The organism is Arhodomonas sp. KWT2, from assembly GCF_041949875.1.
Lineage (GTDB): Bacteria > Pseudomonadota > Gammaproteobacteria > Nitrococcales > Nitrococcaceae > Arhodomonas > Arhodomonas aquaeolei.
The window spans coordinates 50,170-65,799 of sequence record NZ_JBHFPQ010000024.1; the positions used below are offsets into that span (position 1 = coordinate 50,170).

Genomic DNA, 15,630 nt, shown 5'->3' on the forward strand with positions numbered 1-15,630 from the left:
GCGTAGGGGCCTCCCGGGAATCGACACGATCTGGAGGTCACCGATGCAAACCGTCTCCGCAAACGCCGCCGTTGCCGGCGATCCCGCCGCCGGGCACGCCTCGCGCGTCGATCTGGACGTGGTCAAGCGCAACGGCACCGTCGCCGACTTCGACCCGGAGCGCATCAGCGTCGCCATGACGCGCGCCTTCCTCGCCGTCGAGGGCGAGGCCGCCCGGGATTCCCGGCGCATCCACGACACCGTCGCCCGGCTTACCGACGAGGTGGTCGCGGCCGTGGCCCGCCGGCCGGAGGGGGCCACCGTCCACATCGAGGACATCCAGGACCAGGTGGAGCTGGTGCTCATGCGCGCTGGCGAGCACCGGGTGGCCCGCGCCTACGTGCTCTACCGCGAGGAGCGTGCCCGGGAGCGGGCGGCCGCCGAGCCTCCGGAGGCGCCGCCGGTCCCGGCCACGTTCCACGTCACCGTCGCGGACGGCACCCGTCATCCCCTCGACGAGGCGCGCCTGGAGCGCGTGGTCCGCGAGGCCTGCGAGGGCCTGGACGACGTGGACGCGGAGCGCGTGCTCACCGAGGCACGGCGCAACCTCTACGACGGCGTCACCGAGACGGAGCTGGAGCAGGCGCTGGTGATGGCGGCACGGATGCTGATCGAGCGCGAGCCGGACTACAGTGCGGTGGCGGCGCGGCTGCTGCTGGACGCCTTGCGCCGGGAGGCGCTGAGTTTCGTCCACGCCGAGCGCCGCGAGGCCACCCAGGCGGAGATGACGGCGGGCTACGCCGAGTACTTCCCCGCCTACATCCGCCGCGGGGTGGACGAGCAGCTGCTCGACCCGCGGCTGCTGGAGTTCGACCTGGAGCGGCTCGGCCGCGCGCTGGAGGCGGGGCGGGATCTGCAGTTCGGGTATCTCGGGCTGCAGACCCTCTACGACCGCTACCTCCAGCACGTGGGCGAGACCCGCTTCGAGCTGCCCCAGGCCTTCTTCATGCGCGTGGCGATGGGGCTCGCGCTGGAGGAGATCGACCGCGAGGCGCAGGCGGAGACGTTCTACGACCTGCTGAGCTCGTTCGACTTCATGAGCTCGACGCCGACGCTGTTCAACGCCGGCACCCTGCGCCCGCAGCTCTCGAGCTGCTATCTCACCACCATCGGCGACGATCTCGACCGGATCTACTCCGGCATCCGCGACAACGCCCTGCTATCCAAGTTCGCCGGCGGGCTCGGCAACGACTGGACCCGGGTGCGGGCGATGGGGGCGCACATCCGTGGCACCAACGGCACCTCCCAGGGCGTGGTGCCCTTCCTCAAGGTCGCCAACGACACCGCCGTCGCGGTGAACCAGGGCGGCAAGCGCAAGGGCGCGGTGTGTGCGTACCTGGAGGTCTGGCACCGGGACATCGAGGACTTCCTCGAGCTGCGCAAGAACACCGGCGACGAGCGTCGCCGTACCCACGACATGAACACCGCCTGCTGGGTGCCGGACCTGTTCATGAAGCGCGTCCACGAGGAGGGGCAGTGGACACTGTTCTCCCCGGACGAGGTCCCTGACCTGCACGACCTCACCGGCGAGGCCTTCGAGGCACGCTACCGCGACTACGAGGCCGCGGCGGAGCGCGGGGAGATGCGTACCGCCCGGCGGATATCGGCGGTGCAGCTGTGGCGGCGCATGCTCACCATGCTGTTCGAGACCGGCCACCCGTGGATCACCTTCAAGGATCCGTGCAACCTGCGCTCGCCGCAGCAGCACACCGGCGTGGTGCACAGCTCCAATCTCTGCACCGAGATCACCCTCAACACCTCGGACGACGAGATCGCCGTGTGCAACCTGGGCTCGGTGAACCTCGCCGCCCACATCGATGACGGTGCCCTGGATCACGAGCGGCTGCAGCGCACGGTCACCACCGCCATGCGCATGCTCGACAACGTCATCGACATCAACTACTACTCGGTGCCCGCCGCGCGCCGCGCCAACCTGCGCCACCGGCCGGTGGGGCTCGGGCTCATGGGCTTCCACGACGCGCTCTACCGGCTGCGCCTGCCCTACGACTCCGAGGCCGCCGTGGCCTTCGCCGACGAGTCCATGGAGGCGATCAGCTACTACGCCATCCGTGCGTCCACGGACCTCGCCGCCGAGCGCGGCCGCTACGCCAGCTTCGAGGGCTCGCTGTGGAGCCGCGGCGTGCTGCCCATCGACTCCCAGCGCCTGCTCGCCGAGGCGCGGGACGGACACCTGGAGGTCGACACCACCGAGCGCCTGGACTGGGTGGCGCTACGCGAGCGGGTGCAGCAGGTGGGCATGCGCAACTCCAACTGTCTGGCGATTGCGCCCACGGCGACCATCGCCAACATCACCGGCATCTCCCAGGGCATCGAGCCCACCTTCCAGAACCTGTACGTGAAGTCGAACCTCTCCGGCGAGTTCACCGTGGTGAACCCGTACCTGGTGTGCGATCTCAAGGCCCACGGCCTGTGGGACGAGGTCATGGTCAACGATCTCAAGTACTTCGACGGCTCCGTCGGCCCCATCGACCGGGTCCCGGACGAGCTCAAACGCCTCTATGCCACCGCCTTCGAGGTGGATCCCCACCGGCTCGTGGACGCCGGCAGCCGGCGGCAGAAGTGGCTGGACCAGTCCCAGTCGCTGAACCTCTACATGGCCGAGCCCTCCGGTCCGCGCCTGGACGCGCTCTACCGCCATGCCTGGACCGCCGGTCTGAAGACCACCTACTACCTGCGCTCCCGCGGGGCGACGGCGGTGGAGTCCACGGCCGCACCGGTCTCCGCGGCGGGGGAGGAGGGCGCCGACGTCTGCGCCATCGACGACCCCGAGTGCGAGGCCTGCCAGTAACACGGCGCCGCGCCCCCGGGGCGCGGACGATTACCGGAGACGGAGTGACATCATGCTGAGCTGGAACGACGAGAACACGGCGCGGAGCGAACCCAGGGCCGCGGATGCCGCCGAGCCCGTGCGCGTTGAGGACAAGCGCGTGATCAACGGCCAGGCGGACATCAATCAGCTGGCCCCGTTCCGCTATCCCTGGGCCTGGGAGTACTTCCTCAAGGCCAACAAGAACCACTGGACGCCGGTGGACATCAACATGTCCCAGGACGTGCACGATTACCACCACCGGCTCACGGACACCGAGCGCCACGTCTACGAGAACGTGCTCGCCTACCTCACCACCGCGGACATCCTGGCGATGCGCAACATCGGCCTGGCGGTGATGGAGAAGATGTCGGCCCCGGAGCTGCAGATCTACCAGGCCCGGCAGGTCTACGAGGAGTCCATGCACACCTGGGCCTACCAGCACTGCATCGAGACCATCGGCCTGGAGCAGAGCGAGATCTACAACCGCTACCGCGTGGTGCCGGCCATCCACCGCAAGATCGCGCTCTCCAACCGCCGCCTCGACGCGGTGCTGCGCCCGGACATCGACCTCACCGAGCCCGAGGCCCTGCAGGAGTTCCTGATGTCCTATCTCTTCTTCGCCGCGGTATTCGAGGGGAGCTGGTTCTACAACGGCTTCAGCCCGATCTTCTCGCTGCAGCGCCGGGGGCTGATGAAGGGCACCGCGGAGCAGCTTCAGTACATCATGCGCGACGAGGTCATGCACTTCACCTTCGGCATGCGCGTGGTGCGCCAGATCATGCAGGAGGAGGGCGTGCGCCCGGACCCGGCCGCGGTCACTGCCATGTGGGAGGAGGCGGACGAGGCCGAGCGGGCCTATGCCGATTACCTCCTCGGCGACCCGATCCTCGGCTACGACGCGGACATGCATCACGAGCAGTTCCGCTTCGTCGCCAACCGCCGGGCGCGCAAGGTCGGCCTGGATGAACCCTTCCCCGGCGCGCGCAACGCCCTGCCATGGCTCGACGAGCAGGCAAACCTGCGCAAGGAGAAGAACTTCTTCGAAACCCGGGTGACCGAGTACCAGACGGGCGGGGCCCTGAGCTGGGAGTGATCCCATCCCTGTGCATGGCAATGAGAATCATTGTCATGCACAGGGATCCCCTGTATACTTCTCACGTCGCGGTCGTGGTGGCGTACGTCAGGACGTCCCCCGGTTCGTCGCCCCAGACGGGCTAGTCAGCATTAGCGTGCACCCCACGGCCGCGATCCTTTCAAGCAGTCGAGATACCCGGGGCAACGGCGGGGACGCTCCCGCATTGCGCTTACGCCACCTCCTGCTGATGGCTCATGCGGGCGGACGGGGCCTTGTGGAACTGCCCGTCCTTCATGATCGCGAGCAGACGGTCGTGGTCCTGAAGTATGCGAATGTCCTTGAGTGGATCGCCGTCGACCAGGATCAGGTCGGCAAGGAAGCCGGGGCGAACCTGTCCGAGCTCGTCAGGCTGTTTCATGATCTCTCCGCCCAGGCGGGTCGCCGCGACGAGCGTATCCATCGGCGAGAGCCCGAGCAGGTCGACGAAGTACTCCAGGTCCTTGGCGTAGGTCCCGTGGGGCGTCCATGCGAAGCCGTAGTCGCCGCCGGGCAGCACCTTGACCCCACGTTCGATCATGCGCTTCATCGAGTCGATCGCGGCCTCCAGCTCGCGGACGTAGCCGAGGTCCGCGGCGATCTCCGGGGTCAGGCCCCAGTCGCCGGCGCCGTAGGCCGTCTGCACGAGCCATCCGATCCCCGGTGCCACGAATATCCTGTCGCGGGCCTCCTCGAGCATGTCCAGGGTTTCCTCGTCGACGAAGCTCGCGTGATAGATGATGTCGACGCCCAGGCGCAGGCACATCCGGATCGACTCGTTGCTGCGGGCATGGGCGCACACGCGCACCCCCGGTTTGCGGCGCGCCTCGCGTACCGCCATCTCCGCTTCCTCGTCGGACATGGTGGTCTCTTCCGCCATGACGTTGCCCGTGATGTTCTCCCCGGAGAGATTCAGCTTGATCTGATCCACCCCCTCCTTGAGCAGCATGCGCACGGCACGCCGCATCTCCTCCGGGCCGTTGATCATCTCGACGAAGCTGTAGGCGTTGATGTGACTGGGATTGACGTCGCCCAGGCCGCCGATGGTGGAGATCTCCGGGCCGTTCGCGAGATAGCGGGGGCCGGGGATCTGAGCGCTGTTGATCGCGTCCCGGATGACCACGTCCAGCCGCGGCTTGGCGGCGGCCGCGCCGCAGCACATGGTGTAACCGCTGTCCAGATAGGTCTTGGCCGATCCGGCCGCCGCGAGGATGTGCTCCTCGACGGGCATGATGCCGATCTTGTCCAGGCCTGCCTGGTCGATCCAGCTCAGATGGGTGTGCGCGTCGCACAGGCCGGACATCAGCGTGGCGCCGCTGCCGTTGACGACCGTCGCCGCCGGGGCCTTGATCTGGCCGCTCCCCGCGGCGACCTCGGCAATGCGGTTGTCCCGCACGAGGACCTCTCCGGCATAGGGTTGGCTGCCGGTGGAATCCAGGACGTTGACGTTGGTGAACAGGGTCTCGCTCATGACACTCTCCTCCAGTGCAATTCTCGGGCGTGGCGCGCCGGGACGGCGCGCCATTCTCGCCAGTACCCGTGTGCGGCTTGGGCGGCGGCCGTGCCGCCCGGTGCCGCTTTCTGTCGTTGTGCGTCAGTCACCGGTGCCGCGCGTTGCGGCGGGGCATCAGGCGTGGTTGTGGAAATACAGGTTGAGTAGCGCGTGGTTGACCTCGTTGGCGCGTTCCAGCGGGGTCCAGTGGCCACAGCGGTGCAGGATCTCCAGGTGGGCCCCGGCGATCCGTTTCGCCATGTCACGGGCGGCGGTGGGCGGGGCGACCCCGTCCTCGTCGCCGGTGACCAGCAGGGTCGGGCAGCCAATCGCTCCGAGGTCCGCGGCCTGTGCGGCGGCCAGCGCCTCGCAGGTGCGTGCATAGCCTTCCGGGGCCTGGCGCATGACGAGCTCGCGCACGAATGCGGCGACCGCGGGCTGGTGCGCGCGGGTGTCCGCGGCGAGGCTGCCCTGGTACAGGGCGTCGGCGATCGGGATCATGCCGTTGTCCCGGGCTGCGGCGGCGCGGTCGCGGATACCCTTGCGAGCGGCCTCCGGGGGTTCGAGGATCGGCCCCATCAGTGCCAGGCTCGCCGTACGTTCCGGGTGCCGTGCGGCGATGTGCTGACACACGATCGTCCCCATCGAGTGGCCCACCCAGTGGGCGCGCTCGACGCCGAGGGAATCCGCCAGGGCGAGCAGGTCGTCGACGAAGCCGTCGATGGACAGCTCGCCGGTGCACGGTGACAGGCCCGAGCCCTCGAGATCCGGGCGGATCACCCGGAAATGGCGCGACAGCATATTGGCCTGGGGGCCCCAGGCATTCGAGTCGCCGCCGAGCCCGTGCACCATGATCACGGCCTCGCCGTCGCCGTGCTCTTCCACGAGGAGTTGTTTTCCGTTGACCGCGTGCATTGGTTTGCGCTCCTGTCGTCGAATTTGCGGTTAGTCCGGCTTTTCCGGTGTCTTACGCGGAGGTGACGTCGTTGACCAGTTCGCCGAGCCCGTCGATGGCGACACGGACGCGATCGCCCACCTGCAGGAAGCGGGGGGGATCGAAGCCGATCCCGACGCCCTGCGGTGTTCCGGTCGCGATGATGTCGCCGGGCCGCAGTGTCATGCCCGCCGACAGGGTCTCGATCAGTGTCGGGATGTCGAAAATCAGGTCGCGGGTGTTGGCTTCCTGGCGCAGCTCGTCATTCACCCAGCAGCGGACGTTCAGATTCTCAGGGTCCACTTCGTCCGCGGTGGCGATCCATGGTCCCATCGGGCAGAAGGTGTCGAGTGATTTGCCGATGAACCACTGGCGGTGAAGCGCCTGCAGATCGCGTGCGGTGACGTCGTTGACCGCCACGTATCCGAACACGTGCCGATACGCGTCGGCGGCGCGGATCCCGCGGCCGCCCTGGCCGATGACCACGCCCACCTCGGCCTCGTAGTCGAGCTTCTCGCTGATCCCTTCGGGATAGATGACGCGTGCTCCCGGACCGATGACACTGGAAGGCGCCTTGGTGAAAACGATCGGCGCCTCCGGTGCGTCCGCGGACCGTTTGGCGTCGCTGCGGTCGAAACCGCTGCGTGAGAACTCGTTGGCGTGGGCGAGGTAGTTCTTGCCCACACACATGAGGTTGCGCCCGGGGGTGGGGATCGGCGCCATGAGCGTGACCTGGTCGAGACCGATGGCCTTGGCATCATCGAAGGAGGCGTCGGGGACCGATACGCCGTATTGGTTGATCCACTGGGTCATGCTCTCCGGGGCGCCGGCGACGCACGCGGAGGCCGGAAACACGCGTCCCCGGTCCGCGTCGAGAATCCCCAGGCGTGTCGCGCCGTCGTGGCGGTAAGTGACTAGTTTCATGGGCGGTCCCTTTTGGTCCAATTAAACCAATCATTATTTATTGGTTGAGAAAAACCCTAATTTGGTTCCGCATCGGTGTCAAGCGTCGCGGAGGGCGCCGAAAGCGCCGGTTCACGTGCTTTTCGAGCCGGATGGCACCGGTGGACGCGCGTAGTGATGTATAATTCCGGTGAACCATTTCGCCCTGTTTGGTATGGCATTAGAGGGAGGTGGCGTGTCCACGAGTCCAGGCGTCGCGACCGGCAAGGAGGCTGTACAGGCCTATCTGGAGGAGCGCATCGCGTCCGGCGAGCTCGCGCCGGGGGACAAGCTCCCCACCGAGCGTGCGCTCGTGGAGCAGTTCGGCCTGTCCCGCAACACGGTCCGGGGTGTGCTCCGGGACCTGGAGGCCAGCGGCAAGATCATCCGCTTCATCGGGCGGGGGACGTTCGTGACCGGGCGCCAGCCGAAGGATCGTGTCCCCGACGTGCCGGCCGGCGCCGATGCGAGTCCGGCGGAGGTGATGGAGGTCCGGCTCATGCTCGAGCCGGCGGTGGCGGAGGCACTGGTCACCCGGGCGAGCGGTGCCGATCTCGCCTACATGCGTACCTGCCTGGAGCGTGCCGAGGCGGCCCGGGACTGGCGGGACTTCGAGAAATGGGATGCGGCGCTGCATGCGGCCATGGTCCGGGCGACCCGCAACCAGTTCCTCATCGAGATATTCGAGCGGATAGACGAGGCCCGGAGTCAGGCCGAGTGGGGCAAGCTCAAGCGGGCGAGCCTCACGGAGGAGCGGCGGCTCGGCTACCAGCACGAGCACCGGGAGATCGTGGGCGCGCTGCAGGAGCGAGACGGCCAGCTCGCCCGGGAGCTGACCGAAAAGCACCTGCTGCACGTGCGCCGGAATCTGTTGGGCTACTGAGCGGCCACCGGCCGACGCTAGCCGGTATGGTCTGTGGCGAAGGTCGGGGCCGTACCGCCCGCCCGCTCGGGCACGAGGGCCGACGCGGTGCAGACCAGCGCACCCGCCGCCGCGAAGCCAGTGAATACCGCAGCGTAACCGAACCCGGGGATGAGCACGCCGGCGAGCGACGAGCCGCAGACCTGGCCGACGGCGATAGCGGTGAACGGCGGTACCGCCCCGGCGGCGGGACGGTCGTGCAGGATCCTCACGCCGCAGACCACGTGCAGCCCGGTCAGGGTCATGTAGGCGACGCCGAACAGCGCGGCCGAGAGCAGGGCCACCGCGCCGTTGCCTGGCGCGGCGGCGATCAGCACCAGCGCCAGGGCCAGCAGGCCGAGGGCGGCCCCGTGGGTCAGCGGTGCGCCCAGCCGGTGGACGATGTCGCCGGTGCCGCCGCCGGCGAGCCCGGCGAGACCTACCGCGAGCCAGATCAGCGCGGTCTGCCGTGGCGATGCCCCGGCCAGGGCGGTGACCAGGTCCGGGGTGAATACCCAGTACGGCGCGCTCACCAGGCCCATGACGAAGGCGAAGACGGACAGCGTCGCCATCGCGTGACGCTGATCGCGGCCCAGTGCAGGGCGCGTGCCCGGTGCCTCGCCGTTCCCCCCGGGACGCGGTCCCGGCAGGTGGCGCCAGGCGAGCACGGCCGCCATGAGCGCCACGGCGGCGAAGGCCGTGTACGCGCTGCGCCAGTCGGTGGCCCAGGCGAGCACCGCGGGTGCCGCGGCGGCCACACCGATGCTGGTGCCCGCGTTGTTGACGGCGTTGAGCCGGCCATGGAGGCCGGACGGGGCCGAGGCGCGCACCGCCTCGGTCATCGTCGGCATGATCAGCCCCGTGCACACACCGCAGGCGCCGACCCCGAGTGCCAGTACGCCGGCACCGCGGGCACCGGCGATGGCCGCCAGGCCGACGAGGGCGGCCGCCGACGCCAGGACCGCCGTGGTCCGGGCGCCGAGGCGCTCGGCGAGAAACGGCGCGAACAGGCTGGTGGCGACGAAGCTCACGAACGTCAGTGCGCCGATGAACCCGATCGCCTCCGGCGATAGTCCGAGGGTCTCCCGGATGAAGGGCACGAACAGCCCGTAGGCGAAGCGGGCGAGGCCGTAGCCCAGGGCGACCAGCCCGGCGCCGAGTGCTGCGAAGCCGGTCACGCCCCGCCGGGTCATGGCGCCTCCCGGCCGTGCATCGCCCCGAGTAGCGCCCGGGCGTCGGCCCGGATCCGCTCCGCCCCGGTCACCGGGAGCGCCTGGGTCGCCCCTTCCAGTATCAGGTAGACCTGTCCGGCGAGCCGTTCCGGATCGCCGGCGCCATCCCGTGCGGCGGCCTCGCGGATGACCCCGATGACCTCGCGCTTGCAGGCGAGGGCGTTGATGTGGACCGCGGGGTCGTGGTGCTCGTATTCCCCCATAGCCTTCACCAGCATGCAGCCGTGGGCGCTGCGCTCGGCGAGCCATGCGCAGTGGGCGTCGACGAGCCGGGCGACCGAGTTCCCGGGGCCTTCATCCAGTGCCGCGCGCAGTACCGCCAGGTAGCGCCGGTGGCGCCGTGCGAGCACGGCGGCGACCAGCTCCTCCTTGGCCGGGAAGTGATGATAGAGGGTCATGCGGGCCACGCCGGCCTCGTTGACGAGGCGGTCGATCCCGGTGGCATGGAAGCCCTCCGTGTAGAAGAGCCGCTCGGCGGTGTCGAGCAGGGCGTCTCGTTTGCTGACGGTCATGCTGCGCCCCCGTCCGAACTGTATAGAACGATCAGTCTAACAATCGGTCGGGGGACGCCTGAAGGGGGGGCGGCGGGTCAGAAGGCCACGCGGTCGGCGCCCTTGAGCGCGAGCATCTCCCGGGCCTCCGCCGGTGTGGCGATCTCCAGGCCGAGCCCGTCGAGCACCTGGCGGATGCGCCCGACCTGGGCGGCGTTGGAGGGCGCGAGCACGCCACGGTCGAGGAACAGGTTGTCCTCCAGGCCCACGCGCACGTTGCCCCCCATGGCCGCGCCCATGCTCGCCAGCGGGAGCTGGTGTCGGCCCGCCCCCAGCACGGAGAAGCGGTAGTCGTCGCCGAACAGCCGGTCGGCGGTGCGTTTCATGTGTGCGAGCTGGTCCGGGTCCGCGCCGATGCCGCCGAGGATGCCGAGCACGAACTGCACGAACAGCGGCGGCCGCACCAGTCCCCGGTCGAGGAAATGGGCGAGGGTGAACAGGTGGCCGACGTCGTAGCACTCGAACTCGAAGCGCGTCCCGCAGCCGTCGCCGAGCTCGGCGAGCAGGGTCTCGATGTCGGCGAAGGTGTTCTTGAACACGAAGTCGCGGCTGGCGTCGAGGAACGCCGGCTCCCAGTCGTAGCGCCAGTGATCGTAGCGCGACAACGCCGGGTAGAGTCCGAAGTTCATGGTGCCCATGTTCAGCGAGGCCATCTCCGGCTGCGCGCGCAGCGCGGCCTGCATGCGCTCGTGCACGGTCATGGGCATGCCGCCGCCGGTGGAGATGTTCACCACCGCGTCGGTGGCCGTGCGGATACGCGGGAGGAAGCGCATGAACACCCCGGGGTCCGGCGTGGGCCGTCCGTCCTCGGGGTTGCGGGCGTGGAGATGGAGCACCGCCGCGCCGGCCTCGGCGGCGCCGATGGCCTGCTCGGCGATCTGCTCCGGGGTGACCGGCAGGTACTCGCTCATGGTCGGGGTGTGCACCGAGCCGGTCACCGCACAGGTGATGATGACCTTGCGTGTCACGAGGCGCCTCCGTTGATTGTCGGTTCCAGGGGGACGGGACGGTCCGCGGGGACGCCGTGGCGGCGTCCCCGCGGGGTTACCTCGCCGCCGCGAGCTCCGCTTCCAGCGCCGCGAGGGCGTCGCCGAGCGTCGCGGCGATCTCCTCGATGTGGGACTCGTCGACGATCAGTGGCGGGCAGACCAGCACGTGATCGCCGCTGTAGCCGCCGCGGGTGCGGCGCCAGTAGATGATCAGCCCGCGCTCGTAGGCGAGCTCCACCAGCCGTGCCGCGGCCATGCGCTCCGGGGGCAGAACGGCCATGGTCTCGCGGTCGGCCACCAGCTCCACGGCCTGCAGCAGGCCCTTGCCGCGGACGTCGCCGATCATCGGGAAGCGCTCCGCCAGCCCGTCCAGCCGGGCCCGGAGCCGCTCGCCCATGCGCGCGGCATTGCCCACCAGGTCGCGGGACTCGATCTCGTCGAGCACGGCCAGCCCGGCGGCGCAGGCGAGGGGGTTGCCGGCATAGGTGTAGCCGTGAATGAACCCGCCGGTGTCGAGTACCGGCTCGACCATCCAGCCGGGCGCGACCATCGCGCCGAGGGGCGCGTAGCCGGCGGCGAAGCCCTTGGACAGGGCGATGAGGTCGGGGATGACGTCCCAGTGCTCGCCGGCGAGGAAGCGCCCGGTGCGTCCGGCGCCGGACATCACCTCATCGTGGATGAGCAGCACGCCGTAGCGCTCGCAGATCTCGCGGATACGCGCGTAGTAGCTGTCCGGGGCGACCAGTGCGCCGGTGGCCGCGCCGCCCACCGGCTCCATGATGAAGGCGAGCACCGTCTCCGGGCCCTGGCGCAGGATCTCCGACTCCAGCATGTCCGCGTAGCGCAGCCCGCGCTGGTGCATGTCGAGCCCGTCCCGGTCCAGGTAGCAGGTGGGCGCGGGGATCTTGGGCATCTCGTGCATCATCGGCGAGAACGGCGCGCTCATGGGGGCGTAGCCGGTGACCGCCAGTGCCCCGAGGGTGGCGCCGTGGTAGCTCGGAAACCGGGAGACGACCTTGTAGCGGCTGGCCTGGCCGGTGGCCACGGCGTACTGGCGCGCCAGCTTGAGGCAGCTCTCCACGGCCTCCGAGCCGCCGGAGACGAAGAACACCCGGTCCATGCCCAGCGGCATCGCCGCCGCGGTGCGGGCGGCGAGCCGTTCGGCGGGCTCGTTCTCGAAGTGCAGCCGGTAGGCGAAGGTCGCACGGGCCATCTGGGCCTGCATGGCCTCCAGTACCCGGGGGTTGGAATGGCCGATGTTGCTGACCATCGCCCCGGAAGAGCCGTCGAGGTAGCGCCGGCCGTCGGTGTCCCACAGGTACACGCCCTCGGCCCGGTCGATCAGCGGGCGGCGCTGGCGGGACTGGTAGAACAGGTGGGACGGCGGTCGTTCGTCGCCGGCGGATGCGCTCATGGTCGTTCCCTTCGCTTGCCTGTCGGTGGTGGTCAGTCGCCGTGGCCGTGGAGGACCACGCAGTCGTCGCCGCGCACGCGGACCTGCACCGCCGCGCCCTCGGTGAAGGGCCGGCGGTCGATGGCGTTGATCGCCTGCAGCTGCATCCCGGCGACGCTGAGGAAGTAACGGGCCAGCTGGCCCTGGTAGTCGACGGTGTCCACCCGCGCCTCGAGCAGGGTGTCGCCGTCGCGGTGCTCGTGGCCGTCGCCGAGGCGCAGGCGCTCGGCGCGGAGCACCAGCCGCACCGGTGCGCCGGTCTCCAGCGGCCCGGCGTTTCCGGCGGCGGTGAGGATCTCCATGCCCGTGTCCTCGAGGGCGACGCGGTAGTAGTCGCCCTCGCGGCCGCGCACCCGTGCCGGCAGGATGTTCGAGTGGCCGAGGAAGTCGGCGACGAAGGCGGTGGCCGGTTCGTTGTAGACCGCCTCCGGCGTGCCCTCCTGCTCGATCACACCGTGGTTCATGACCACGACCTTGTCGGACATGGCCAGCGCCTCGGACTGGTCGTGGGTGACGAAGATCGTGGCGATGCCGAGCTCGCGCTGGATGCGCTTGAGCTCGATACGCATCTCCTCGCGCAGGTTCGCGTCCAGCGCCGACAGCGGCTCGTCGAGCAGCAGCACGTCCGGCTCGAAGACGATGGCGCGGGCGAGGGCGATGCGCTGTTGCTGGCCGCCGGAAAGCTGGATGGGCAACCGCTCCTCGACGTCGGGCAGGCGCACCAGCGCCAGGGCCTCGCGCACCCGCCGGGTGACCTCCGAGCGCGATACCCGGCGGTACTTAAGGCCGAAGGCGACGTTGTCGAAGATCGACTTGTGGGGGAACAGCGCGTAGTTCTGGAACACCAGTCCGAGGTTGCGCCGGTGGATGGGCACGTCGTTGATGCGCCGGCCCTTGACCAGGATATCCCCCTCGCTGGGGTCCAGCAGGCCCGCGATCATCCGCAGTGTCGTGGTCTTGCCGCAGCCCGAGGGCCCGAGGAAGGTCACGAAGCTGCCCTCGGGTACGTCCAGGTCCGCGCGGCGCAGGGCCACGAAGTCGTCGAAGCGCTTGACCACGCCGCGCAGCTCCACGGCATTGCCGTTGTCCGCCATGCTCTACTCCCGTCGTCGGGCGGGGGCGCGCTGCCCCCGCCAACCGCTCAGTAGCCGCGCTGGACGCGGCCGAAGGTCTTCGACCACTGGCCCTCGTGGTCATTCCAGTAGGCCGGATCGAAGAAGTTCAGCGACGCCAGCGTCCCGCTGGGATCGAACGCCGGCAGGGTCGGCACCTTCTCGCCGAGGTCGACCTTCTTCGGGTTCAGTGCCGGCGGGTAGTTCTGGCCCTCGGCGACGGCGATGGCGACCTCGGGCTCGAGCATGAAGTTGAGCAGCTCCTCGCAGGCGGCCATGGGGCTGCCCTTGATCACGAACAGGCACTCCTGCCAGGCGAGCCCGCCGGGCGGGTCGAGGTAGCCGATGTCGTGGCCCTGGTCCTGCAGTGCGCGGATGCGCCCGGACCAGCCCTCGGTGACGTAGATCTCCTCCTCGCCGAGCAGGCTCATGAGCTCGGCGCCGGAGCTCCAGTACTTGAGCGCGAGGTCGCGGTGGCGGCGCACCGCGTCCCAGACCGCGTCCATGTCCTCGATGTCGTTGGGGTCCTGGCCGGTCTGCAGGGCGGCGTACCAGATCCGCGTCTTCCACTCGCTCCAGCCGCCGATCTTGTCCTTGAAGCGCTCGTCGATGAGCAGCTTCGCACCCTTATCCCTGGCTTCCTCGTCGCTGACGTACTTGCGGTTGTAGGCGATGCCGGTGGTGCCGTAGTCGTAGGGCACCGCCGAGAGGCGGCCGTCGGTGATCCGGCGGAAGGGCTTCTGCAGCGTCTCGATGACCAGCTTCAGGTTCGGGATGTTGTCCTCGTCGAGGGTGGTCGACAGGCCGAGGCCGTCGTAGCGGGCGTAGTCGAACACGCCGGAGAGGTGGGCAATGTTGAACTCCCCGGGCTGGCTGGCGCGGACCCGTGCGAGGTACTCGTCGGCGCCGCCGAAGGTGCCGTCCACCACCTCGATGCCGGTGGCCCTGGTGTAGGGCTTGAAGGCGTACTCGCGGAATGCCTCCGAGACCACGCCGCCCCAGCCGTCGAAGCGGACCTGCTCGACCGCCGCCTTCGCCTCGCGGGGCGTGAGCAGGCCGAACGGTCCGCCGGCGAGGCCGGCGGCCATGCCGGCGAGGCCGAGCATCTTCAGGAAGGTGCGGCGGTCGATGTCCCCGTCGCGGTATCGCGCCAGCAGGCGCTCGTAACGTGTGCTCTCGTCCATCTCGCTGTCTCCTCTCGTGGGATGCGTGGCGGTGGTTGCCGTGGCGCGCTCAACGCCCGCGCATACGGGCGGCGAGCCGCCGTGCGAGTGCGGCGCCGGTCAGGGGCAGGGCGACAGTGATCAGCACCATCACCGTGCCCAGGGCGTTGATCTCGGGGCTGATGGAGTTGCGCAGCATCGCGAAGATCTGCGTCGGCACGGTCTCCACGCCCCCGGGCTTCCAGAACAGCGTGCCGGTGATGTCGTCGAAGGAGATCGTGAAGCTGAACAGCATCCCGGCGAGTACCGCCGGCAGCATCAGCGGCAGCGTGACCTCGCGGAACGTCTGCAGCGGGTTCGCGCCGAGGCTGCGGGCGGCGTCCTCGTATTCCCGGCGGATGCCCACCAGCCGTGCCTGCACCACCAGCACCACGAAGGGCAGGGTGAAGATTACGTGGCCGGCGAGCAGCAGCGGGAAGCTCTTGGGCACCGAGAGGAACTGCAGGAACAGCAGCAGCGCCACCGCGAGCACCACCTCCGGCACGAGGATCGGTGCCACCAGTGCGGTGGAGACCAGGCGCTTGCCGGGGAAGTCGTAGCGCACCATCGCCATCGAGGCGAGCACGCCGATGGTGGTGGAGATCACGCTGGTGAGCGCGCCCAGTACCAGTGACGTCTGGAACGCGCGGATGATGGCGTCGTTGTGCCACAGCTCCACGAACCAGCGCAGCGACAGCCCCTCCATGGGGAAGCTGCCGAACTGGCTGGAGTTGAACGACAGGAGCATCACCGCCGCCACCGGCGCGAACATGAACAGGTACACCGCGATCGTGGAGAGGCGGATCACCGACCAGCCGAGGCCCGTTTCCTTCATCGTGTCC

The 15,630-nt window shown here is 69.2% G+C and carries 13 protein-coding genes; 3 read left to right on the top strand and 10 right to left on the bottom strand.

Translation table 11 applies throughout. The annotated features are described in order from the left end of the window. The first annotated feature begins 43 nt into the window (after positions 1-43). Both ACEZHJ_RS01930 and ACEZHJ_RS01935 read left to right on the top strand, forming a co-directional pair. Positions 44-2,848, top strand: a complete 2,805-nt coding sequence (locus ACEZHJ_RS01930) for a ribonucleoside-diphosphate reductase subunit alpha (protein ID WP_375036179.1) — start codon at positions 44-46, stop codon at positions 2,846-2,848. Between the two features lie 52 nt (positions 2,849-2,900). After that, positions 2,901-3,962, top strand: a complete 1,062-nt coding sequence (locus ACEZHJ_RS01935) for a ribonucleotide-diphosphate reductase subunit beta (RefSeq protein ID WP_375036180.1) — start codon at positions 2,901-2,903, stop codon at positions 3,960-3,962. A 211-nt stretch (positions 3,963-4,173) separates the two neighbouring features. Here ACEZHJ_RS01935 and ACEZHJ_RS01940 read toward each other — a convergent pair whose 3' ends face one another. From ACEZHJ_RS01940 to ACEZHJ_RS01950, 3 genes are all read right to left on the bottom strand, one after another. Then, positions 4,174-5,451: an amidohydrolase family protein gene (locus ACEZHJ_RS01940; protein WP_375036181.1), complete on the bottom strand. Its 1,278-nt coding sequence runs from the start codon at positions 5,449-5,451 to the stop codon at positions 4,174-4,176. 156 nt (positions 5,452-5,607) lie between these two features. Next, a complete protein-coding gene (locus ACEZHJ_RS01945) occupies positions 5,608-6,387 on the bottom strand; it encodes an alpha/beta fold hydrolase (RefSeq protein ID WP_018719463.1) in 780 nt (259 codons plus the stop codon). 52 nt (positions 6,388-6,439) lie between these two features. After that, on the bottom strand, positions 6,440-7,330 hold the full coding sequence (locus ACEZHJ_RS01950; RefSeq protein ID WP_375036182.1) for a fumarylacetoacetate hydrolase family protein: 891 nt from the start codon (positions 7,328-7,330) through the stop codon (positions 6,440-6,442). Positions 7,331-7,544: 214 nt separating this feature from the next. Here ACEZHJ_RS01950 and ACEZHJ_RS01955 point away from each other — a divergent pair, with 214 nt between their 5' ends. Continuing rightward, positions 7,545-8,231: a FadR/GntR family transcriptional regulator gene (locus ACEZHJ_RS01955; protein WP_018719465.1), complete on the top strand. Its 687-nt coding sequence runs from the start codon at positions 7,545-7,547 to the stop codon at positions 8,229-8,231. 17 nt (positions 8,232-8,248) lie between these two features. Here ACEZHJ_RS01955 and ACEZHJ_RS01960 read toward each other — a convergent pair whose 3' ends face one another. The 7 genes from ACEZHJ_RS01960 to ACEZHJ_RS01990 all read right to left on the bottom strand — a co-directional run bounded on the left by ACEZHJ_RS01960 (position 8,249) and on the right by ACEZHJ_RS01990 (position 15,623). After that, positions 8,249-9,442, bottom strand: coding sequence for an MFS transporter (locus ACEZHJ_RS01960; protein WP_163142554.1), 1,194 nt, complete (start codon positions 9,440-9,442; stop codon positions 8,249-8,251). Then, positions 9,439-9,993, bottom strand: a complete 555-nt coding sequence (locus tag ACEZHJ_RS01965; protein ID WP_163142557.1) for a TetR/AcrR family transcriptional regulator — start codon at positions 9,991-9,993, stop codon at positions 9,439-9,441. Before ACEZHJ_RS01965 ends, ACEZHJ_RS01960 begins: the two co-directional genes overlap by 4 nt. A gap of 77 nt (positions 9,994-10,070) precedes the next feature. After that, positions 10,071-11,000: a 3-keto-5-aminohexanoate cleavage protein gene (locus ACEZHJ_RS01970; protein ID WP_375036183.1), complete on the bottom strand. Its 930-nt coding sequence runs from the start codon at positions 10,998-11,000 to the stop codon at positions 10,071-10,073. 76 nt (positions 11,001-11,076) lie between these two features. Beyond that, positions 11,077-12,435, bottom strand: coding sequence for an aspartate aminotransferase family protein (locus ACEZHJ_RS01975; RefSeq protein WP_163142445.1), 1,359 nt, complete (start codon positions 12,433-12,435; stop codon positions 11,077-11,079). Positions 12,436-12,467: 32 nt separating this feature from the next. Next, positions 12,468-13,568: an ABC transporter ATP-binding protein gene (locus ACEZHJ_RS01980; RefSeq protein WP_163142442.1), complete on the bottom strand. Its 1,101-nt coding sequence runs from the start codon at positions 13,566-13,568 to the stop codon at positions 12,468-12,470. A 47-nt stretch (positions 13,569-13,615) separates the two neighbouring features. Beyond that, positions 13,616-14,770 (bottom strand): extracellular solute-binding protein, encoded by a 1,155-nt coding sequence (locus ACEZHJ_RS01985; protein WP_163143561.1) that lies wholly within the window; start codon positions 14,768-14,770, stop codon positions 13,616-13,618. A gap of 49 nt (positions 14,771-14,819) precedes the next feature. Further along, positions 14,820-15,623: an ABC transporter permease gene (locus ACEZHJ_RS01990; protein ID WP_375036184.1), complete on the bottom strand. Its 804-nt coding sequence runs from the start codon at positions 15,621-15,623 to the stop codon at positions 14,820-14,822. Positions 15,624-15,630 lie beyond the last annotated feature (7 nt).

Bases quoted from the DNA above. Each gene is read 5' to 3' on its own strand.
- ACEZHJ_RS01990 (WP_375036184.1), bottom strand. From the start codon at position 15,623: ATGAAGGAAACGGGCCTCGGCTGGTCGGTGATCCGCCTCTCCACGATC.
- ACEZHJ_RS01930 (WP_375036179.1), top strand. From the start codon at position 44: ATGCAAACCGTCTCCGCAAACGCCGCCGTTGCCGGCGATCCCGCCGCC.
- ACEZHJ_RS01935 (WP_375036180.1), top strand. From the start codon at position 2,901: ATGCTGAGCTGGAACGACGAGAACACGGCGCGGAGCGAACCCAGGGCC.
- ACEZHJ_RS01950 (WP_375036182.1), bottom strand. From the start codon at position 7,330: ATGAAACTAGTCACTTACCGCCACGACGGCGCGACACGCCTGGGGATT.
- ACEZHJ_RS01945 (WP_018719463.1), bottom strand. From the start codon at position 6,387: ATGCACGCGGTCAACGGAAAACAACTCCTCGTGGAAGAGCACGGCGAC.
- ACEZHJ_RS01965 (WP_163142557.1), bottom strand. From the start codon at position 9,993: ATGACCGTCAGCAAACGAGACGCCCTGCTCGACACCGCCGAGCGGCTC.
- ACEZHJ_RS01980 (WP_163142442.1), bottom strand. From the start codon at position 13,568: ATGGCGGACAACGGCAATGCCGTGGAGCTGCGCGGCGTGGTCAAGCGC.
- ACEZHJ_RS01960 (WP_163142554.1), bottom strand. From the start codon at position 9,442: ATGACCCGGCGGGGCGTGACCGGCTTCGCAGCACTCGGCGCCGGGCTG.
- ACEZHJ_RS01985 (WP_163143561.1), bottom strand. From the start codon at position 14,770: ATGGACGAGAGCACACGTTACGAGCGCCTGCTGGCGCGATACCGCGAC.
- ACEZHJ_RS01975 (WP_163142445.1), bottom strand. From the start codon at position 12,435: ATGAGCGCATCCGCCGGCGACGAACGACCGCCGTCCCACCTGTTCTAC.
- ACEZHJ_RS01940 (WP_375036181.1), bottom strand. From the start codon at position 5,451: ATGAGCGAGACCCTGTTCACCAACGTCAACGTCCTGGATTCCACCGGC.